The 19,317-nt window shown below is 70.3% G+C and carries 17 protein-coding genes and 1 pseudogene; 7 read left to right on the forward strand and 11 right to left on the reverse strand.

Going from position 1 to position 19,317, the window contains the following annotated elements; translation table 11 throughout:
• Positions 1 to 340: 340 nt before the first annotated feature.
• The 3 genes from WJ438_RS28055 to WJ438_RS28065 all read left to right on the forward strand — a co-directional run bounded on the left by WJ438_RS28055 (position 341) and on the right by WJ438_RS28065 (position 1,786).
• The gene (locus tag WJ438_RS28055) at positions 341 to 733 is read left to right on the forward strand and encodes a hypothetical protein (RefSeq protein WP_406727682.1); all 393 of its coding nucleotides are present in this window, start codon (positions 341 to 343) and stop codon (positions 731 to 733) included.
• Positions 734 to 1,253: 520 nt separating this feature from the next.
• Positions 1,254 to 1,490 carry an RICIN domain-containing protein gene (locus tag WJ438_RS28060; protein WP_406727683.1) on the forward strand — a complete coding sequence of 79 codons (237 nt, stop codon included), beginning with the start codon at positions 1,254 to 1,256 and terminating at the stop codon, positions 1,488 to 1,490.
• Between the two features lie 53 nt (positions 1,491 to 1,543).
• Positions 1,544 to 1,786: an RICIN domain-containing protein gene (locus WJ438_RS28065; protein ID WP_406727684.1), complete on the forward strand. Its 243-nt coding sequence runs from the start codon at positions 1,544 to 1,546 to the stop codon at positions 1,784 to 1,786.
• Positions 1,787 to 1,800: 14 nt separating this feature from the next.
• On the opposite strand, the pseudogene WJ438_RS28070 reads toward WJ438_RS28065, so the two are convergent.
• From WJ438_RS28070 to WJ438_RS28100, 7 genes and pseudogenes are all read right to left on the reverse strand, one after another.
• A pseudogene (locus WJ438_RS28070) lies at positions 1,801 to 3,529 on the reverse strand (pyridoxal phosphate-dependent aminotransferase).
• Positions 3,530 to 3,747: 218 nt separating this feature from the next.
• Positions 3,748 to 4,992, reverse strand: a complete 1,245-nt coding sequence (gene mmsB / locus WJ438_RS28075; RefSeq protein ID WP_406727685.1) for a multiple monosaccharide ABC transporter permease — start codon at positions 4,990 to 4,992, stop codon at positions 3,748 to 3,750.
• Complete coding sequence (gene mmsA / locus WJ438_RS28080; RefSeq protein ID WP_406727686.1) at positions 4,989 to 6,539, reverse strand: multiple monosaccharide ABC transporter ATP-binding protein; 1,551 nt, start codon at positions 6,537 to 6,539, stop codon at positions 4,989 to 4,991. The genes mmsB and mmsA overlap by 4 nt, the downstream gene beginning before the upstream one ends.
• Before the next feature lie 46 nt (positions 6,540 to 6,585).
• The gene (chvE, locus tag WJ438_RS28085) at positions 6,586 to 7,698 is read right to left on the reverse strand and encodes a multiple monosaccharide ABC transporter substrate-binding protein (protein ID WP_406727687.1); all 1,113 of its coding nucleotides are present in this window, start codon (positions 7,696 to 7,698) and stop codon (positions 6,586 to 6,588) included.
• Between the two features lie 161 nt (positions 7,699 to 7,859).
• On the reverse strand, positions 7,860 to 8,828 hold the full coding sequence (locus WJ438_RS28090) for a hypothetical protein (RefSeq protein ID WP_406727688.1): 969 nt from the start codon (positions 8,826 to 8,828) through the stop codon (positions 7,860 to 7,862).
• A 182-nt stretch (positions 8,829 to 9,010) separates the two neighbouring features.
• Positions 9,011 to 10,072: a zinc-binding dehydrogenase gene (locus WJ438_RS28095; protein ID WP_406729833.1), complete on the reverse strand. Its 1,062-nt coding sequence runs from the start codon at positions 10,070 to 10,072 to the stop codon at positions 9,011 to 9,013.
• Between the two features lie 8 nt (positions 10,073 to 10,080).
• Positions 10,081 to 11,244: a mandelate racemase/muconate lactonizing enzyme family protein gene (locus WJ438_RS28100; RefSeq protein ID WP_406727689.1), complete on the reverse strand. Its 1,164-nt coding sequence runs from the start codon at positions 11,242 to 11,244 to the stop codon at positions 10,081 to 10,083.
• A gap of 258 nt (positions 11,245 to 11,502) precedes the next feature.
• On the opposite strand from WJ438_RS28100, the gene WJ438_RS28105 reads away from it, so the two are divergent.
• Positions 11,503 to 12,258 carry a hypothetical protein gene (locus tag WJ438_RS28105; protein WP_406727690.1) on the forward strand — a complete coding sequence of 252 codons (756 nt, stop codon included), beginning with the start codon at positions 11,503 to 11,505 and terminating at the stop codon, positions 12,256 to 12,258.
• Positions 12,259 to 12,348: 90 nt separating this feature from the next.
• Here WJ438_RS28105 and WJ438_RS28110 read toward each other — a convergent pair whose 3' ends face one another.
• Positions 12,349 to 12,834, reverse strand: a complete 486-nt coding sequence (locus tag WJ438_RS28110; RefSeq protein WP_406727691.1) for a MarR family winged helix-turn-helix transcriptional regulator — start codon at positions 12,832 to 12,834, stop codon at positions 12,349 to 12,351.
• Positions 12,835 to 12,907: 73 nt separating this feature from the next.
• On the opposite strand from WJ438_RS28110, the gene WJ438_RS28115 reads away from it, so the two are divergent.
• Together WJ438_RS28115 and WJ438_RS28120 are read left to right on the forward strand one after the other, a co-directional pair.
• Entirely contained in the window at positions 12,908 to 13,930 is a 1,023-nt protein-coding gene (locus WJ438_RS28115) for an NADP-dependent oxidoreductase (protein WP_406727692.1), read from the forward strand.
• A gap of 95 nt (positions 13,931 to 14,025) precedes the next feature.
• Positions 14,026 to 14,814: an EI24 domain-containing protein gene (locus tag WJ438_RS28120; protein ID WP_406727693.1), complete on the forward strand. Its 789-nt coding sequence runs from the start codon at positions 14,026 to 14,028 to the stop codon at positions 14,812 to 14,814.
• A 290-nt stretch (positions 14,815 to 15,104) separates the two neighbouring features.
• On the opposite strand, the gene WJ438_RS28125 is transcribed toward WJ438_RS28120, so the two are convergent.
• Both WJ438_RS28125 and WJ438_RS28130 read right to left on the reverse strand, forming a co-directional pair.
• On the reverse strand, positions 15,105 to 16,094 hold the full coding sequence (locus tag WJ438_RS28125; protein WP_406727694.1) for an aldose epimerase family protein: 990 nt from the start codon (positions 16,092 to 16,094) through the stop codon (positions 15,105 to 15,107).
• Positions 16,095 to 16,109: 15 nt separating this feature from the next.
• Positions 16,110 to 17,048: an SGNH/GDSL hydrolase family protein gene (locus WJ438_RS28130; protein WP_406727695.1), complete on the reverse strand. Its 939-nt coding sequence runs from the start codon at positions 17,046 to 17,048 to the stop codon at positions 16,110 to 16,112.
• Between the two features lie 299 nt (positions 17,049 to 17,347).
• Between WJ438_RS28130 and WJ438_RS28135 the strand changes: the two genes are divergently transcribed.
• A complete protein-coding gene (locus WJ438_RS28135; RefSeq protein WP_406727696.1) occupies positions 17,348 to 17,842 on the forward strand; it encodes a DUF3145 domain-containing protein in 495 nt (164 codons plus the stop codon).
• Between the two features lie 111 nt (positions 17,843 to 17,953).
• Here the strand turns inward: WJ438_RS28135 and WJ438_RS28140 are convergent, their stop codons facing one another.
• A complete protein-coding gene (locus tag WJ438_RS28140) occupies positions 17,954 to 19,225 on the reverse strand; it encodes a beta-ketoacyl-[acyl-carrier-protein] synthase family protein (RefSeq protein ID WP_406727697.1) in 1,272 nt (423 codons plus the stop codon).
• Between the last annotated feature and the right edge of the window lie 92 nt (positions 19,226 to 19,317).

Consider the following 19,317-nt stretch of genomic DNA (forward strand, 5'->3'; position numbering starts at 1 on the left):
GCTCGCCATCTCATTGATCTAAGTGGGCGTGGTTCGGCTTCCCGGTAACGGACGTGCGCAGTGGGGTCGCCCGAGATGCCGGGCTGCTGTTGCGGTACTAGGCTGAATGCTGAATGCCGCACGCACGGCACGCCCGGCCGACCGGTTCCCGGTAAAGCGGACCAAGGCCACAGCGATCGCCCGCGAAGGGCGACCTGGAGGTGTCGGCGGTCGAGCCCGTGCTTGAGAGACATGCGGTGACATCAGAAGACCCTGCCGTAATTCCGACTTGCGGCTGCGGCCGTCCCTTTCCGCGCTTCCCTCCGGAGACGCGGGAAACGATGGAGCGAAAGGTATTCTCATGCGAGCACAACGCGCGAAGCGTCTAGTCGCCGTGTCCGCCGCCGGGCTGGTGATGGCCGGTGGCGTCGCGGTGGGAACAGCGGGTACCGCTTCGGCGTCCACCCCGTCCTACAGCCATGGCTGGTACTGCGACGACCACTACGACGACCACTGCGACGACTACGACCGCGGTGGCTATGGCGACCGTCATGACTACGACCGTCACGACCGCGGCGACCGTCACGACAACGACCGTCACGACCGCGGCGACCGTCACGACAACGACCGTCACGACCGCGGCGACCGTCACGACAACGACCGTCACGACCGCGGCGACCGTCACGACAACGACCGCCACGACCGCGGCGACCGTCACGACAACGACCGCCACGACCGCGGCGACCACCGCTAGGGAGCCAGGGACTGATAAGGCACCAGCAACGGTTCTGTGTGCGGCCCCCGAACTGGGCTGCACACAGAGCTGTTTCAGTGCCCCGGCCTGCTTCAGCCCCACGGAACACGGCGCGAATCCCGCATTGATGCCGTCGCCGATGCGGTGGGACATGTGCCAAAAGAGGGCGATCCGCCACACGGCCGTCTTCGGATGCGCACCGCTCCGACGGCGGAGAAGCCGGTGGCCTGGAATTCACGCCCCGAAACTGCGGTGCCCGAAGCGCATGTCCTGCGGAAAGCGTGAGCAATCAGCAGGCGAATGACCGGTAAGTGCTCGAATGAGCGGCATGTGGACAGTGGTGGCCGGGGTGCTCACGGATTTGGGAGGAGGGTGTGTCACTTCTGGGGCGCGGGTGGTCGTCACGGCGCCTACCGACCGCCGGGCTGCCGGCTCGACGGTCACCCTGTGACGTGGGTGAGGAAGTTGGCCCAGGTGGTGGGGGAGAGGGCCAGTCGGGGCGAGAGCCTGCGCACGCATCGTGGCCGCGGCTCAGCCCTGCGTACTCACGCAACCCTTGGACCACCGCCCCGAACGTCCGCGGACTGTCCGACGACTCGGGCTCACTGCCCGTCCCCGCACTCGAACCCGTGCCCACCACCTGCACTCTCACCCACCGCAACAGCGGCAAGCCCTGGAAGTCGCAGGGCGTTCGTCCGCCGACGGGGCGAACGTGCAGCAGTACGCCTGCGACGGCGGTGCCCACCAGCAGTGGTAGCTCGAGGATCTCGGCGACGACACGCACCGGCTCGTCAACGTCTCCGGCGGCAGGTGCTGGACACCGAGAACTGCTCCTTCGCCGACGGGGCCGACCTGTGCCAGTGGCCGTGGCTGAACAACACCTGCCAGCGGTTCCGGTTCGTGGCCACCGACAGCGGTCACGTCCGGATCGCCAACCAGGCCACCGGCAAGGTCGCCGACGTCGCCGACTGCTCCACCGCGGACTCGGCCGACGTGCGGCAGTGGACCTGGCTGAACAACGCCTGCCAGCAGTGGCGGATGAACCCGGCCTGACCGACGGGGCTTCCTCAGCCCACCTGGCCCATTCCCACCGCCTCCGGCCAGTTCTGCGCCTGCGCTCCGGGCCAGCCGGCCGCGGGGGCCCGGGAGAGGCCGTCGGTGCCTCTGACCTGGGCCGCCGTCAGGCCGCCACGGGCGGGGACGCCGGGTGGGGTGGGACCGGCGGGGATCGGCCGCTGGGCCGGGGCCTGCGGGGGCGGGAAGGACGCCGCAGCGGGCATGGGGACCGGCACCGGAGCCGGCGCCGCCAGGGGGTGCGGCATCTGCTGCGGGACGGGCTGCTGCGGAATCTGCTGCGGCACAGCGGGCTGCTGCACGGGTTGCGGCACCTGCTGCGCCACCGGCAGGGGCAGCTGCTGCGTCCCCGGTGAGGCTGCCGCCGGCATCGGCATCCCGGCGCCCGCACCCACCGGAACGGGGGACGGGGCGGCGGGGAGCGGCATGCCGGTGCCGGCGGCCGGAGCGGCGGGGAGGCCCGGGGCACGCGCACCGGCGCCGGTGCCGATGGCCTGAGCGGCGAGGCCCTGGGTGCCGGCGCCGTTGGTCTCGCTGACCAGGCGGTCCACTGCCGCCGTGCCCGAGCTGTAGCCGGTCCCTGTGGTTTGCTCGGGCACGGCGGCTCCCCTCCTGGAGGTCCCGTAGAGCACCTGTTCCAGGCCGGACACCAGGCGCCGCACATCCACCTGGGACGTACCACGAGACGCAGGAAGCGGCTGGACGAGCCGATCTTGTTGCCGCACTCGCGGACCAGGACCCGGTGCTCGGTGAGCATGCGGTCCCGGACCACGGTGCCTTCGGCGCCCACGGGGAGGCGCACGAAGAGGAAGTTGCCCTGGGACGGGTAGACCGTCAGACCGGGCAGTGAGGAGAGCTGGCCGGACATGTCCATCCGGTCGCGACGGACCTTGTGGAGGCTCTGGGCGTACTCGGTGCCGTGCTCCTTCAGCATGAACACCACGTGCTCGGCGAAGGAGTTGATGTTCCACTTCGGCAGCATCGAGCGGATGCGGCCCGCGAGCGCGGGGTTGGCGACGAGGTAGCCGAAGCGGATGCCGTGCAGGCCGAAGTTCTTGCCGAGGCTGCGCAGGACGATGACGTTGGGACGCAGCATCGCCTCCTGCACCACCGACGGCTCCACCTCGGCGTCGGCGAACTCCAGGAACGACTCGTCGATCACCACCAGGTCGAGGTCGGCCATCGCGTCCATGAACTGCACGATCGCGTGCTTGTGCAGGAAGCCGCCGTCGGGGTTGTTGGGGTTGCAGATCACCGCGACCTTCGTGCCCCGGGCCCGGACGAACTCGGCGTACTGGGCGAGGTCGAGGGCGAAGCCGCCGGACTCCTGGAGCGGGTACATGTCGACCCGCTTGCCGGTCTCCATGGGCTGGTCGGTCCAGCGGCCGAAGGTGGGGACGGGGACGGCGAGGGACTCGCGGACCAGCAAGTGGTCGATCCAGGTGATGAGTTCGGTGGAGCCGTTGCCCATGGCCACGCACTGCGGGGGAGCTGGAGCAGGCTGCACAGCTCGGCCGTGACGGTGTCGGCGCTGCTCGGGTAGTACGTGATGATGTCCCGCAGCCGAACCGCCATGTCCTCGAACATGGCGGGAGTGGGGAAGTACGGATTGCACGGAATGCAGAAGTCCACCGGACCGGCCCCGTCGCTCTCCCGTGCCAGCGCGGCCATCGACGGGCTGTGCGCCGCGTTGCCGCGGAACAGCGAGGTGACGTCGGCCATGGAACCTCCGTGTACGGCGGGCCCGCCGGGGACGTTCCGGGCCCGTCATGCGTGGGTGGCCCGCGCGGGGGAGCACGGGCCACCCGTACATACGGAAAGAGGCGTGGCGCTGTTCAACCGGTGTGAGAAAACTGTGACGGAGTGAACCCGGGACGCGTGAGGTGCGTCATGTGACTCTCAAGCGCGCTGCCCCGCCTTCCGGCGGGGCCCGAGCCGTCCTACGAACCGACCTTGCGCTTGTTCCACACGTCGAAGCCGACCGCCGCCAGCAGCACCAGGCCCTTGATGACCTGCTGCCAGTCGGTGCCGATGCCGACGAGGTTCATACCGTTGTTCAGCACGCCCAGGACCAGGCCGCCGATGATCGCGCCGAGCACGGTGCCGACACCGCCGCTCATCGACGCGCCGCCGATGAACGCGGCCGCGATCGCCTCGAGTTCGAAGTTGAGGCCGGCCTTGGGCGAGGCCGCGTTGAAGCGGGCGGCGAAGACCAGACCCGCCAGGGCCGCGAGCATGCCCATGTTCAGGAAGACCAGGAACGTGACCCTCTTATCCCGCACGCCCGACAGCTTGGCCGCCGGCAGGTTGCCGCCGATGGCGTAGATGTGGCGGCCGATGACGGCGTTGCGCATCACGTAGCCGAAACCGACGAGCAGCGCGCCGAGGATCAGCAGCACGATCGGGGCGCCCTTGTAGCTGGCGAGCAGCAGCGTGACGGTGAGGATGGCGGCGGTGAGCGCCACCAGCTTCAGCAGGAACAGCTTGGTGGGCAGGACGTCGAGGGCGAACTCCTGCTGGCGGCGCCGGTCACGGACCTCCTGGAGCACCACGAGCGCGATCAGCCCGAGGCCGAGCAACAGGGTGAGGTTGTGGTAGTTCGTCTCCGGACCGACCTCGGGCAGGAAGCCGTTGGCGACCTTCTGCAGCCCGCGGGGGAACGGGCCGAGGGTCTGGCCCTCCAGGAAGATCTCGGTCAGACCGCGGAAGGTGAGCATGCCCGCCAGGGTCACGATGAACGACGGTATGCCGCCGTACGCGATGAACCACCCCTGCACGGCGCCCGCGATCGCGCCCACGGCCAGGCACAGCACCACCGCCATCGGCCAGGGTATGTCGTTGCGGACCATGAACACCGCGGCCATCGAGCCGACGAACGCCGTCAACGAACCGACCGACAGGTCGATGTGGCCCGCGATGATGACCAGCATCATGCCGATCGCGAGGATCAGGATGTAGCTGTTCTGCAGCACCAGGTTGGACACGTTGCGCGGCAGGATCAGGTCGCCGTCGGTCCACACCGCGAACAGCGCCACGATCAGGCCCAGGGCGAACAGCATGCCGTACTGGCGCATGTTGCGGCGCATGCCGTCCAGCATCAGCCGGAGCAGGCCGTCACTGGTGCCCGCCCCGTTCTTGCCCGGCGGCGCGGCGGCCGGGGTCTTGTCGGTGACGTCCGTGCTCATCGGGTTACCTCTTTGTCCTTCGTCATCTGACGCATCAGCGCTTCCTGGGAGGCCTCGGCCCGCGAGAACTCCCCGGTCAGCCGCCCCGCGGCCATCGTGTAGATGCGGTCGCACATGCCGAGCAGTTCGGGCAGTTCGGAGGAGATGAAGACGACCGCCTTGCCCTGCGCGGCCAGTTGGTCGATGACCGTGTAGATCTCGTACTTGGCGCCGACGTCGATGCCGCGGGTCGGTTCGTCCAGGATCAGCACCTCGGGACCCGCGAAGATCCACTTGCTGAGGACGACCTTCTGCTGGTTGCCGCCGGACAGCTTGCCCACCGGCTCGAAGACGGTCGGCGCCTTGATGTTCATGGACTCGCGGAAGCCCTCGGCGACCTGGCGTTCCTCGTGCTCGTCCACGACGCCCCGCTTGGCGACCTTGCCGAGGGCGCTGAGCGAGATGTTGCGGTTGATGGTGTCGATGAGGTTCAGGCCGTAGTGCTTGCGGTCCTCGGTGACGTACGCGATGCCGTGCCGTACCGCCTCGGGGACGGTCTTCGTACGGATCTCCCTGCCGTCCCGGAGGACCGTACCGGCCGCGTGCCGGCCGTAGGTGCGGCCGAAGATGCTCATCGCGAGTTCGGTGCGGCCGGCGCCCATCAGGCCGGCGATGCCGACGATCTCGCCGCGCCGGACCTCCAGGGACACGTCGTCGACGACCTTGCGCTGCTGGTCGATCGGGTGGTGCACGGTCCAGTTGCGCACCTCGAGGGCCGGGGCCGTGCCCTCCTCCGGGTGGTGCGGGGTGCGCTCCGGGAAGCGGTGCTCCAGGTCGCGGCCGACCATGCCGCTGATGATCCGGTCCTCGGTGGTCTCCGTCGCCTTCACGTCGAGCGTCTCGATGGTCTGCCCGTCCCGCAGGATCGTCACCGAGTCGGCGACCCGGCGAATCTCGTTCAGCTTGTGGGAGATGATGATCGACGTGATGCCCTGTTCCTTCAACTGGAGGATCAGGTCGAGCAGTTTGCCGCTGTCCTCGTCGTTGAGCGCCGCGGTCGGCTCGTCGAGGATGAGCAGCTTCACCTTCTTCGACAGCGCCTTGGCGATCTCCACCAACTGCTGCTTGCCCACGCCGATGTCGGCGACCCGGGTCTCGGGGTGGTCGTCGAGTCCGACCCGGCGCAGCAGTTCGGTGGCGTGCCGCAGCGTCTCGTGCCAGTCGATGCGGCCGCGCCTGGCGTGCTCGTTGCCGAGGAAGATGTTCTCCGCGAGGGAGAGGTACGGCACCAGGGCCAGTTCCTGGTGGATGATGACGATGCCGTGCTGCTCGCTGGCCCTGATGTCCTTGAACCGGCAGACCCCCTCCTCGAAGAGGACCTCCCCTTCGTAACTGCCGTGCGGATGGACGCCGGAGAGGACCTTCATCAGGGTCGACTTGCCGGCGCTGTTCTCGCCGCAGATGGCATGGACCTCGCCCCGCTGGACGGTCAGTGTGACGTCCGACAGCGCCTTGACGCCGGGAAAGGTCTTGACGATCGAGCGCATTTCCAGGACGGGTCCCGCCATGGTCGTGCCTTCCAATCCGTAGGGTGCGGCGGTTGAACGGGGTCGCTTACTTGAGGTCGCTCTCCTTGATGTAGCCGGAGTCGACGACGACCTTCTGGTAGTTCGCCTTGTCCACGGCGACCGGCTCCAGCAGGTAGGCCGGCACGACCTTCGCCCCGTTGTCGTAGGTCTTGGTGTCGTTGACCTCGGGCTCCTTGTCGTTCAGCAGCGCGTCGACCATGTTCGTGGCGACCTCGGCCAGCTCACGGGTGTCCTTGTAGACGGTCATCGACTGCTGGCCGGCGATGATCGACTTCACCGAGGCGACCTCGGCGTCCTGGCCGGTGACGATCGGCAGCGGCTTGCTGCTGGAGCCGTAGTCGTCCGACTTCAGGGCGGACAGGATGCCGATGGAGATGCCGTCGTACGGGGAGAGGACCGCGTCGACCCGCTCGCTCTTGTAGGCCGAGGTCAGGATGTCGTCCATGCGCTTCTGGGCGGTGCCGCCGTCCCAGCGCAGGGTGGTGACCTGGTTGAGTTCGGTCTGGCCGGACCGGACGACGAGCTGCTTCTTGTCGATGTACGGCTTCAGGACGCTCATCGCGCCCTGGAAGAAGTAGCGGGTGTTGTTGTCGTCGTTGGAGCCGGCGAACAGCTCGATGTTGAACGGGCCCTTCTCACTGCCGTCCGCCAGGCCGAGCTTGTCCAGGATGTAGCTGCCCTGGAGTTCGCCCACCTTCTCGTTGTCGAACGAGGCGTAGTAGCCGACGTTCTCCGTGCCGAGGATCAGACGGTCGTAGGAGATCACCGGGATGTCGGCGTCCTTGGCCTGCTGCAGGACGTTGTTCATCGACTTGTTGTCGATGGCCGCGACGATCAGTGCCTTCACACCCTGCGTGATCAGGTTCTCGATCTGCGCGACCTGCTGGTCCGGGTCGTCCTCGCCGTAGACCAGCTTCGTCTTGTAGCCCTTGGACCGCAGGTCCTTCTCCACGTTGTTGCCGTCGGCGATCCAGCGCTCGGAGGACTTGGTCGGCATCGCGATGCCGATGGTCGCTCCCCCGGAGCTTCCCTTGGCCTCCTCGCTGCCCCCCTCGCTGCTCTGGCCGCAGGCGGACAGGGTGAGGGCGAGCGAGGCGGCGGTGGCTACGGCGGCGATGGCGGCTCTGCGATTACGCATGATCATCATCCTTGAGGGGTGTACCGGGGCGGTGATGTGTGGGCCGGTCCGGAGGTGCGACGTCGCTTCCGGGGCGGGGTGTGCCTGACGAGAACCGAGAAAGGGGTGTGTGGGATTGTGCGCGACTGTGTCTACTTCTGTGAAGTCGATTTTCCGGAACGTTATGACGAGATGTCGAACCGGCGCAGAGCGCCCGGAAGTCGTGAACCGAGCGGCGCCATGTCACCGTCCGCGCCATGGCGGGCGAGCAGATCCAGGGCGAGCCGGCCGCGCCGCACCCGCTCCTTCGCGGTGGTCAGGGTGAGCTCCCGCATGTGGTGCCCGTACGGATAGACGCCGGATGCCTTGGACAGGCCGAACTTCAGATACAGCGGCGCGCCACGCCGGATCAGCTCCGCGACCTCGTACATCCGCACATAGCCGCCGAGGTCGTCGGGGGCCTCGATGTACATGTCCATCGGAGTGGCCGACACCCGCCGTATCTCGGTGAGGTGATCGAGCGTCAGGTCGCTCGGCACGTTGATCGAGTCGGCGCCGAGCCGCTCGTACACCGTGTACGAGGCCGGGTTCACCGGCCCGACGAGCGCCGAGACCTTCAGTGTGGTGTCGGCCGGGATGAGGCCGGCCGACCGCGCCCGGTGCAGCGTCCACAGCACGCCCTCGTCGGCGACGAGCAGGCACTTCACGCCCGACTCCGTTGCCCGTACGGCGTCTTCGACGCATCCGGCGACCGCGTCGTGGCCCCGGGCGCGCAGCCCGGCGCCGTGCGAGTCGGTACGGGTGGAGCCGCCGATGTCCCAGGTGCCGCGCGGGCCCGTGAACAGGCAGAGCTCGATGTCCCGTTCGGCCGTGGTGTCGACCATCTCGGTGAGTTCGGCGTCGGTCAGCATCCACACGCCGCTGCCCTGGCTGATCCGGTGGATCGGCACGTCCAGCCGGGAGGCCTCCTTCAGGACCACCGCCAGCGCCTCGGGCCCCTCGCAGGAGGGAACCTCGGTGCGCCAGCGGCCCCCGCCGGGGAAGGAGTGCGGCGAGGCGTCGGCGGGGTCGGGGGCGGGAGCGCCGAGGCCGAGCGCGGTGAGCGCCTGCTCACCGGGCCTGCGGGGCGCCTTGGCGGAAGCGTCGGTCACAAGATGTCCTTCTGTTCGGCATGTCGGACGAGGTTCGCGGCCCGGAGGGCGGGCATCCGCGGCGACGAGGAGGAGCGAACGAGGAGGGAGGGGGAGAGGAGGGAGGAACGGAGGAGAGGGCCGCGGGGTGCGGGGCCGTCAGGCCGCCCTCGCACCCGGCCCGCCCCCAGGGGCTGTGGGACCTACGGGCGCAGCAGGACCTTGCCCACCGTGGGATCGCCCGACCCCACCAGCTCGATGGCCTGGGAGAACTCGGCCAGCGGCAACTCGTGCGTGACCAGCGGCAGCGGATCGAGCAGCCCGGCGGCGAACACCCGCACCGTGTGCGCCCAGGCGTCCGGCGGTGCTCCGAAGACGGTGTGCACCTCCAGCTGCCGTACGACCAGATCCGTCGGGTCGAGACCGTCCGCGCCCGGCGCCGGGATGCCCGTCAGGACGAGCCGGCCGCCGCGCCGGAGCAGCGCGGCCGCTGTGCGGGCCGCGTCGGCGGACCCGGCGGTCTCGATCACGACGTCGAAGTCGTCCGGGAGTTCCCGGTCCTTCGTACGGAAGTCGGTGGCGCCGTACTGCCGGGACAGTGCCTCGCGGCCGCCCCGGCTGCCGACGACGAGCAGTTCGGCCGGGGAGTTCGCGCGCAGGAACTGCACGGCGAACATGCCGAGGGTGCCCGTACCGACCACGGCGACCCGCTCACCGGGCGCGGCGTTCGCCTTGAGCGCGGCGGCGGCGATGCAGGCCGCCGGCTCCAGCAGTGCCGCCGCGGTGAGGTCGGCGTCGTCCGGCAGGGCGTGCAGCAGGCGGGCCGGGAGGGTCAGCGTGGCGGCCATCGCCCCCGGTCTGGTGAACCCGGTCTCCTCGTAACCCGCCGAGCACAGCGTCGTCTCACCGGCGTGACAGCGGTCGCACACCTGGCAGTTGCGGAAGCCCTCACCGACGACCTTGCGGCCGGTGAGCGACGCCGGCACTCCCGAGCCCACCTCCAGCACGGTCCCGGACCACTCGTGGCCCGGGGTGAGCGGGTAACGGACGTACCCCTCGGGGCGGTTGCCCCGGTACACCTCGCGGTCACTGCCGCAGACGCCGGTCGCGTGCACGCGGACCAGCGCCTCGCCGGGGGCCGGGTCACGCGGCTCGTGCGCGACGAGACGGTGCGCGCCGGGGCCTTCGACGACGACGGCGACCGAGGGAGCGGCCGCGGGGGTGGCCGCGGGGGTGGCCGCGGGGGGCGCGGGGGGCCCGCCCACGCGCGCGGTCACTTCGCGCCCTTGGGCTTGCGCTGCTCCCAGCCCTCGGCCCACAGGTCGAACCGGGCCTGCTGCTGAGGGAATTCGGTCGCCGCGTCGACGTCCAGCTCCACACCGAGCCCGGGGGCGTCGGAGAGGTGGAAGCAACCGTCCTCCGGGTTCACCTGCGGGGCGCCCTTGACGACCTTCTTGATCTCCGCGTCCGCGAAGTCGTTGAAGTGTTCCAGGATCTTGAAGTTCGGTGAGGTGAAACCGACTTGGAGGGAAGCGGCGGTGAGGACGGGGCCGCCGACGTTGTGCGGCGCGACCAGCATGTAGTGGGTCTCGGCGGTCGCCGCGAGCTTGCGGGTCTCCCAGATGCCGCCGAGGTGGCCGACGTCCGGCTGCAGGATGTCCACGGCCTGGCTCTCGAACAGCTCACGGAACTCGATGCGGTCATGGATGCGTTCACCCGTGGCGAGCGGGATGTCGACCTTGGCGGCGACCTTCTCCAGCGCCTTGAGGTTCTCCGGCGGGACCGGCTCCTCCAGCCAGGCCGGGTCGAACGGCGCGAGTTCCCTGGCGAGGCGGACGGCGGTGGCGGGGGAGAAGCGGCCGTGCATCTCCAGCATCAGCTCGGTCTCGGGGCCGATGGCGTCGCGGACCGCCTCGATGAGGGAGACCGCGTACAGGGTCTGCCGGTGGTCGAGTTCGAAGTGGCCGGTGCCGAAGGGGTCGATCTTCAGGGCCCGGTAACCGCGCTCCACCACCGACTGCGCGGCCCTGTGGTACGCCTCCGGGGTGCGCTCCGTGGTGTACCAGCCGTTGGCGTACGCCTTGACCTTGTCGGTCACCCTGCCGCCGAGCAGCTGCCACACGGGCACGCCGAGGGCCTTGCCCTTGATGTCCCAGCACGCCATCTCGACGACGGCGACACCGGACATCACGATCTCGCCGGCGCGGCCGAAGTCGCCGTACTTCATGCGGCGGACCAGGTCCTCCACGGCGAAGGGGTCGCTGCCGAGGATGTGGTGGGCCTCCGCCTCCTTCAAGTAGCCCAGAAGGGCGTCGGTGTGCCCCAGCATCCGGGTCTCGCCGACCCCCGTGATCCCCTCGTCGGTGTGCACCTGGACGTACGTCAGGTTGCGCCACGGCGTCCCGACCACGTGTGTGCTGATTCCGCTGATACGCACGGCGGTTGCCCCTCGCTGCGTTGTGGACCCTGTCTTCGCCAGTGTCGCCGGTGTCTTCTCGGTATCGTCAGTGGCTGTTCGATATTTCGACACACGTTCGAAACGCTGGCGCGACAGTAAGGACGGGGTGGCGGGGTGTCAATGGGTCGCGCGCACAACGGTTTCGGCAGATTCGAAACCATTGAGCAAGGGTCCCTACCGAACCTTCACAACTTGCTCTATCGACCGGACGTGAGCGGAACCTAGTCTTCCCGCGTCATGGACTATTGCCATCCGTGCCGACGGCACCTCAACGGCGCCCTCGCCTGCCCGGGGTGCGGCACCTCCGTCGAGACCCTCCGCGCCCAGCCGGAGGCCTCCGCCGCCCCGCAGGCGGCGTACGAGGAGGACGAGTCGGAGCCGGAACCAGAGCCGGCGCCGTACGCGGAGCCGGAACCCCCCGAAGGCGTGCGGCGACCGAACGCTGACGATCCCACAGGTCCGGAGGCGGACGACGAGGGCCCCACGGCAAGGGTGAGCCGCCGGGACCGCAAGGCCGCGGCGCACCGCAGGCGACGGCGCAGGTCGTTGCTGATCGCGGCCGGATTCGTCCTGGCCGCAGGCGCGTTGAGCCTCGCGGAGCTGGGGGTGGACGCACCGGGATCGAAGCCCGAGCCTGCGGCGGCCGGGGACGAGACGCCGGACGGCGGATCGGCGAAGGCCGGGTCCACGCCGCCGCCCAGCGGTGCCCCGGGCACGGGTGCGTCCGTGACCTCCCCGTCCCCCAGTACCTCCGGCTCACCGTCGGCCTCGGAGTCGCCGACGGGCGAGGAATCGGCGGAGGCGGAGCCCGAAGAAGCGACCCGGTCGGCGCCCGCGGACACGTCACCGGCCGACCCGACCACGGCGCCGCCGCAGCAGCCCCCGCCGCAGCCGGACACCCCGGAGCCCGACCCGACCACCACGGAACCCGAGCCGGAACCGGAGCCCGAACCCTCGGAAACGTGCGACCGCTTCCTGTGGTGGTGCGCCTGACGGACACAGGCCCCGGGGGCGGGCGGTCCGGGGTCGAAGCCGGGACCGGCGTCGGGTCCGGTCTGCCGGAGTGCCCCGTCGAGTTGCCGACTACGCCTGGTGTGCGCCGGTGCCCCGGTCGGCGTCCAGCATCGTCCGCAGCGTGTCCCGCAGGGCCAGGCGTTCCTGTTCCGTGAGGGCGGCCAGGGGCTCGCGGGCGAAGCGCAGCGACTCCCGCATGCGGCGGGCCACCCTGCGCCCCTCCGCCGTCGCCGCCGCCAGCTTCACGCGGCGGTCCGCCGGGTCCGGGCGGCGCTCCGCCAGCCCGCGCGACTCCAGCCGGTCGACGATGCCGGTGACGTTCGACGGCTCGCACTTCAGGCGGTGGGCGAGCTTCCGCATCGGCAGGGGCTCCAGGGAGAGCAGGCTCAGCAGCCGGGCCTGCGCGCCGGTGAGCGCGTGGCCGGCCGCCGCCTCCTCGTACTCCTCGTGATAGCGGGCCACGACTGAGCCGATGAGTTCGACGACCTCCAGGGTCAGGGCGTCGGGGCGGCTGGGGGAACTGGATGCGGCGGCCATGCTCCCCAGAGTACCCATATGCTTGACATTCTGAAATATCAACGGGCATCGTTGTTTCAGATGCTGAAATATTTCGAGGAGGCCCCACCCCATGTCCGACACCCCCACGCTCCCCACTGCCGGCCGCGAGTGGCATCTGCTCAGCCGCCCCGTCGGATGGCCCAAGCCCGAGGACTTCGCCCTGGTCGAGGCGGAGGTCTCCGCACCCGGTGAGGGCCGGGTGCTGGTGCGGAACAAGTACCTCTCCGTCGACCCGTACATGCGAGGGAGGATGTCGGCCGCCAAGTCCTACGTCGCCCCCTACGAGCTCGGCAAGGTCATGCAGGGCGGTGCCGTCGGCGAGGTCGTCGCCTCGGACGCCGAGGGGATCGCCGTCGGCGACCACGTCCTGCACTTCTTCGGCTGGCGCGAGTACGCCGTCGTGGCCGCCGAGAACGCCGTCAAGGTGGACCCCGACGCCGCGCCGCTGTCGGCGTACCTGGGCGTGCTGGGGATGACCGGGCTCACCGCCTACGCGGGCCTGCTGCGCACCGCCGCCTTCAAGGAGGGCGAATCCGTCTTCGTGTCCGGCGCCGCGGGCGCCGTCGGCAGCCAGGTCGGGCAGGTCGCGAAGCTCAAGGGCGCCTCGCGGGTGATCGGCTCCGCCGGATCCGACGAGAAGGTCAGGCTGCTCGTCGAGGAGTACGGCTTCGACGCCGCCTTCAACTACAAGAACGGCCCCGTGAGCGAGCAGCTGCGCGCTGCCGCCCCGGACGGGATCGACGTCTACTTCGACAACGTGGGCGGCGACCATCTGGAGGCGGCGATCGGGTCGCTCAACCGGGGCGGCCGGATCGCCGTCTGCGGGATGATCTCCGTCTACAACAACACCGAGCCCGCGCCCGGTCCGAGGAACCTTGCCCGGCTCATCCAGACCCGCGGCCGCATCGAGGGCTTCCTGGTCAACGACCACTACGACCTCCAGCCGCAGTTCGTCCAGGAGGTCGGGGCCTGGGTGCGGTCCGGCGAGCTCAAGTACCGGGAGACCGTCGTCGAGGGCATCGAGAACAACCTCGAGGCGTTCCTCGGGGTACTGCGCGGCGACAACACCGGAAAGATGATCGTCAAGCTCTGACGGCGGCTGTCGGCAGCAGGCGGGTGGAAGGCGGCCCGTCGGCGGAGGTGACGACCGCCCCAGGACACGTCGCCGACGGGCCCCTATAGTTCCCCATGCGCGATCTTGGGGTGGGGTTCCGGTATCTCCTGAACGGCCAGCGGTGGGTGGCCCGGCACGGCAAGCAGTACGGCTTCGGTCTGGTGCCGGGGCTGATCACGCTGGTGCTGTACGCGGCGGCGCTGGTCGCGCTGGCCCTGTGGGGAGCCGGCTTCGTCGGCTGGGCGACGCCGTTCGCCGACGACTGGTCCAGTCCCTGGCTCGGCCTGTTCCGCGGGTTCCTCACCGCCGTCCTGTTCGCGCTCGGACTGCTGCTGTCCGTCCTCACCTTCACCGCGGTGACGCTGCTCATCGGCCAGCCCTTCTACGAGAGCCTCTCCGAGAAGGTCGACCGGGACGTCTCGCCCGACGGCACCGCCCCCGAGTCCGGGCTGACGCTGGGGCGGGAGCTGTGGATCTCCGGGCGGGACAGCCTCCGTATCCTCGTACGCGCCCTCGTCTGGGCGGTCCTCCTCTTCGCTCTCGGGTTCCTCCCGTTCCTCGGGCAGACCGTCGTACCGGTGATCGGCTTCATGGTCACCGGGTTCTTCCTCACCGAGGAGCTGACGGCGGTGGCCCTCCAGCGACGCGAGGTCGAACTGCGTGAGCGGCTCGCCCTGTTGAGGTCCCGCAAGGCCCTCGTCTGGGGCTTCGGAACGCCGCTCGGGCTGGCCTTCCTCGTCCCGTTCGTCGCGGTGTTCCTGATGCCGGGCGCGGTCGCCGGCGCCACCCTCATGGCACGGGACCTGCTCGGCGAGGAGACTCCCGAGGACAACGCCGGCGAGCCCGTGGCGCCCGCGCATTGAGGCCGTCGGCGAGCTGCCCCGGCACACTCTCGAGATCTGGGACGAGGCGGCCACCTCTGGGACGAGGCGGCCACCTCAGGGACGAGGCGGCCGCCTCGTGGTCCTTTGTGAAGGGTTCGTACGAAATCCAGGCCGAGTGCTCGATCACGGACCGCAGGATCACCGCGACGATTAACGTCTGATGCGGGGTATCACCCGCCGGCCGGGTAGTCCTCGCACGAGCAGCCCCGGTCCGGGACCCTGACCCCGGACCGGGGCTCAGGCTCGTGCACGTCGTCCCGGGTCCGGGCCTACCGCACGGAGAAGCCGTACACCGTCTCCGAGCGGAACACCTCACCCGGCCGCAGGACCGTGCTCGGGAAGTCGGGCCGGTTCGGGGAGTCGGGGAAGTGCTGGGTCTCCAGTGCGACGCCGGTCCCGGGAGCGAAGGGCTCCCCGATGTGGTCGGCGGTGTAGAGCTGCATCCCGGGCTCGGTGGTAGCCACCGTCAGCACCCGCCCGGACGACGGGTCGTGCAGCTCGGCGACCTCCACCGGAGTCGGCGTCACCCCCTTGTCGAGCACGAGATTGTGGTCGTACCCGGTGCCCGTCCTGCGTGCCTCGCGGAAGTCGAAGCGGGTGCCGGTGACGTCCTGGAGTTCGCCGATCGGGATCAGATCCGCGCCGACCTGGGTGAACCGGGAGGCGGCGCACCGCAGTTCGTGCCCGGCCGCGCTGTCGGCACCGGCGCCGGGGTCGGAGCCGGTCAGGTTCCAGTACGAGTGGTTCGTCGGGTTCAGGACCGTCGGCGCGTCCGTCACCGCCTCGTACACGATCCCCAGCGCCCCCCGCTCGTCCAGCGTGTACGTCACCGACACCTCCAGACGCCCCGGAAAGCCCTCCTCGCCGTCCGCGGAGACCCGGCTGAGGCACAGCCCGTGCGGTACGGGCGTCACGTCCCACACCCGCTTGTCGAAGCCCCGCTCACCGCCGTGCAGCGAGTTCGGCCCGTTGTTCGGGGCGAGCGTGTGGACGCGCCCGTCCAGCGGGAAGCGGGCGCCCGCGACGCGGTTGGCGTAGCGCCCGATCAGGGCGCCCAAGTAGGGCTCCGGACGGGCGACATAGCCGTCCAGGTCGGGGAAGCCCAGCACCACGTTCCCGGACCGTCCCTCCCGGTCCGGCACCTCCACGGCCTGCACGATCCCGCCGTACGGCAGCACCCGCATCCGTACGCCGGCCCGTTCCAGGGTCCAGCGGTGCACCGGGGTACCGTCGGAAAGTGTGCCGAAGGGTTCGTTCATGTGCGAAACGATAAGTCACGGCCGCTTCGCTGTGACCGTTCGGTAGGCGATCTCCGCCAGCCTGGCCTGGCCGTCGATGCTCGGGTGGAACCAGTCCCAGCGGCTCAACTGCCGGGTGCCGAACTCGTACTCGTACACCGCGCCGCCGTCGAAGCGGCACCGGAGGTCCTCGGCGCAGACCTCCTCCAGCACCTTGTTGTAGTCCTCCACCCGGTTTCGCACCGTCTCGCGCCGCTCGTTCGCCGCCGCGTCCAGCGCATCCGCGTCGGCCAGCATCGACGGACAGACGCCGAGCTTCCACACCTGCTTGCCCAGCTCGTTGGTCCGGCCCTGCGACCACAGCCGCTTCAGGTCCGGCACGCTCGCCACATACACCTGGGCCTTGGGCAGCGCCTTGCGCAGGGTGTGCATCGCATCCTCGAAGTCCGCGCGGAAGTCGGCCACCGGCGTCATCGCCGACGTCGTGGCCCGGCAGGCGTCGTTCGCCCCGGCCATCACCGCCACCAGCTGCGGATCCCGTCGCACCGCCCGGGCCATCTGATCCGGCAGATCCGCCATCCGTGCCCCGGTGACCGCGTAGTTCCAGCTCCGCTCGGCCGCCCCGGCCGGACCCAGCAGCCGCACCGCGAGACTGTCGACCTGCTCACTGCTGCCCGTGGCCCACGACACCTCGGGACAGTCCGTCAGCACCGCGCACGCGTCGAAGCCGCGCGTGATGGAATCGCCCACGGCGGCCACGGAGGCGGGGCTGGTGTCCCAGACGGGGGTGGGTGACGGGGACGGCGCGGCTTTCTTCACCCCGCCGGCGGACGGAGCGGGCGCGTCACCCCCGACGGCGTCGCAGCCGGCGACACCCAGCACGGCGCCTCCCCACGCGGCGGTCGCCGCCACGGCGAGCACGGCCCGCGAGCGGCCGCCCCGTCTCCGCCGCGCCCGGCGTCTCCCCTGCTCCATCCCGTCGCCTCCCCGCGCATCGTGGTCACCGTCCCCAATGAATAACAACGCACGAGAGTTCCCGCTCGCTCGGACGGACCGGCTCGCACCGACCCGGGGCCGTCCACAGCCATCCGGGACCGACACACCCGGGGAACTGTCGTCCTGCCGGGTGAATGGCGGAAGTTTCCGGGTACCAGGACGGACGGTACGTCACACTCCTTCCCCCACCACACGGTAGCCTCGCCATCAGCGGGGCTCGCCCGGCCACCCGCTGATCGGTCCTGTTCCGTCCTGTCCCGCTCTGCCCGGAGGTTCCGGTGACGACACGTGGAGTTCTGTACGTGCACTCCGCGCCGCGCGCGCTGTGCCCACACGTCGAGTGGGCCGTCGCCGGAGTGCTCGGCGTGCGCGTCAGCCTGGACTGGATCCGCCAGCCCGCCGCACCGGGCACCTGGCGCTCGGAGTTCTCCTGGAAGGGCCAGGCCGGCACCGCCTCCAAACTCGCCTCCGCGCTGCGTGGCTGGCAGCTGCTGCGCTTCGAGGTCACCTCGGACCCCTGCCCCACCGCCGAGGGCGAGCGCTACAGCTGCACCCCCGACCTCGGCATCTTCCACGCCGTCACCGGCATGCACGGCGACATCATGATCCCCGAGGACCGGCTGCGCGCCGCCCTGATCCGCTCCCAGCAGGGCGAGACCGACCTGGAGGCGGAGATCGCCAAGCTCCTCGGCAAGCCCTGGGACGACGAACTGGAACCCTTCCGCTACGCGGGCGAGGGCGCCCCGGTCCGCTGGCTCCACCAGGTGGTCTGACCGCTCGCCGACACCGGACCCGGGCCGCGACCCGCCCCCTGACAGGCCGGAGGGCCCCACCTCGAAAGGTGGGGCCCTCCGGCCTGTACGCACCCGGCGTGCCGGCGCCGGTCAGACCGTCCGGAACGCCAGCACCACGTTGTGCCCGCCGAACCCGAACGAGTCGTTGAGCGCGGCGATGCGGCCCTCGACGGGCAGCGCGCGCGCCTCGCCGCGGACGATGTCCGCGGTCGCCTCGGCCTCGGGATCGATGGTGTCGACGTTGATGGTCGGCGGAGCCACCCGGTGGTACAGCGCGAGCACCGTCGCCACCGACTCCACGCCGCCGGCGCCACCGAGCAGGTGCCCGGTCATCGACTTGGTCGCGGAGACCGCCATGTGGTCGACGTCGTCGCCGAAGACCTTGCGCAGCGCCTTCAGCTCGGCGACGTCACCGGCCGGCGTCGAGGTGGCGTGCGCGTTGACGTGCACGATCTCGGCCGGGTTCAGGTCGGTGTTGTCCATCAGGTTCTGCAGGGCGTGCGAGATGCCGCGGCCCTCCGGCTCCGGCTGCACGATGTCGTGGCCGTCGGCCGAGATGCCCTGGCCGACCGCCTCCGCGTAGACACGGGCGCCGCGCGCGGCGGCGTGCTCGGCAGACTCCAGGACGACGACGCCCGCGCCCTCGCCGAGGACGAAACCGTCCCGGGCGACGTCGTAGGGACGCGAGGCGCCCTCGGGATCGTCGTTGTTCTTGGACATCGCCATCATGTTGCCGAACGCGGCGATGGGCAGCGGGTGGATCGCCGCCTCGGTGCCCCCCGCGACGACGACGTCGGCGCGGCCGCTGCGGATCATCTCGATGGCGTAGCCGATGGCCTCCGCGCCCGAGGCGCACGCCGAGACGGGGGTGTGCACGCCCGCCTGGGCGCCCACGAGCAGGCCCACGTTGGCCGACGGGCCGTTCGGCATCAGCATGGGGACGGTGTGCGGGGAGACGCGGCGGACGCCCTTCTCCTTCAGCACGTCGTACTGGTCCAGCAGGGTCGTCACGCCGCCGATGCCGGAGGCGATGACCGTGCCGAGCCGCTCCGGGGCGACGTTCGGGTCCTCGCCGGCCTTGCCTTCGAAGCCGGCGTCGGCCCACGCCTCCTTGGCCGCGACCAGCGCGAACTGCGCCGAGCGGTCCAGGCGGCGGGCTTGCGGACGGGGAATGGTCTCGGTGGGTTCCACGGCCACGGGGGCCGCGATACGGACAGCCTGGTCGGCGGCCCAGTCCTGGCCCAGGGCCTTGACTCCGGAACGTCCGGCGATCAGGCCCTCCCAGGTAGAGGCTGCGTCGCCACCCAGCGGTGTGGTTGCGCCGATACCGGTGACGACCACGGTGCGATTGGTCGAGCTCATCGGAATTCTTTCTCCAACGGATACGAGGATTCGTACGGCGCCACCGCCGGGTGGCGGGGCCGGTGCGCCCGGCCCCCGGGCCTCCCGTCTGG

The organism is Streptomyces sp. GD-15H (genome assembly GCF_045291515.1).
Lineage (GTDB): Bacteria > Actinomycetota > Actinomycetes > Streptomycetales > Streptomycetaceae > Streptomyces.

Coding starts and splice junctions, on each gene's coding strand:
- WJ438_RS28055 (WP_406727682.1), top strand. CDS start 341: ATGCGAGCACAACGCGCGAAGCGTCTAGTCGCCGTGTCCGCCGCCGGG.
- mmsB (WP_406727685.1), bottom strand. CDS start 4,992: ATGAGCACGGACGTCACCGACAAGACCCCGGCCGCCGCGCCGCCGGGC.
- mmsA (WP_406727686.1), bottom strand. CDS start 6,539: ATGGCGGGACCCGTCCTGGAAATGCGCTCGATCGTCAAGACCTTTCCC.
- chvE (WP_406727687.1), bottom strand. CDS start 7,698: ATGCGTAATCGCAGAGCCGCCATCGCCGCCGTAGCCACCGCCGCCTCG.
- WJ438_RS28105 (WP_406727690.1), top strand. CDS start 11,503: ATGGACTATTGCCATCCGTGCCGACGGCACCTCAACGGCGCCCTCGCC.
- WJ438_RS28110 (WP_406727691.1), bottom strand. CDS start 12,834: ATGGGTACTCTGGGGAGCATGGCCGCCGCATCCAGTTCCCCCAGCCGC.
- WJ438_RS28115 (WP_406727692.1), top strand. CDS start 12,908: ATGTCCGACACCCCCACGCTCCCCACTGCCGGCCGCGAGTGGCATCTG.
- WJ438_RS28120 (WP_406727693.1), top strand. CDS start 14,026: ATGCGCGATCTTGGGGTGGGGTTCCGGTATCTCCTGAACGGCCAGCGG.
- WJ438_RS28125 (WP_406727694.1), bottom strand. CDS start 16,094: ATGAACGAACCCTTCGGCACACTTTCCGACGGTACCCCGGTGCACCGC.
- WJ438_RS28130 (WP_406727695.1), bottom strand. CDS start 17,048: ATGGAGCAGGGGAGACGCCGGGCGCGGCGGAGACGGGGCGGCCGCTCG.
- WJ438_RS28140 (WP_406727697.1), bottom strand. CDS start 19,225: ATGAGCTCGACCAATCGCACCGTGGTCGTCACCGGTATCGGCGCAACC.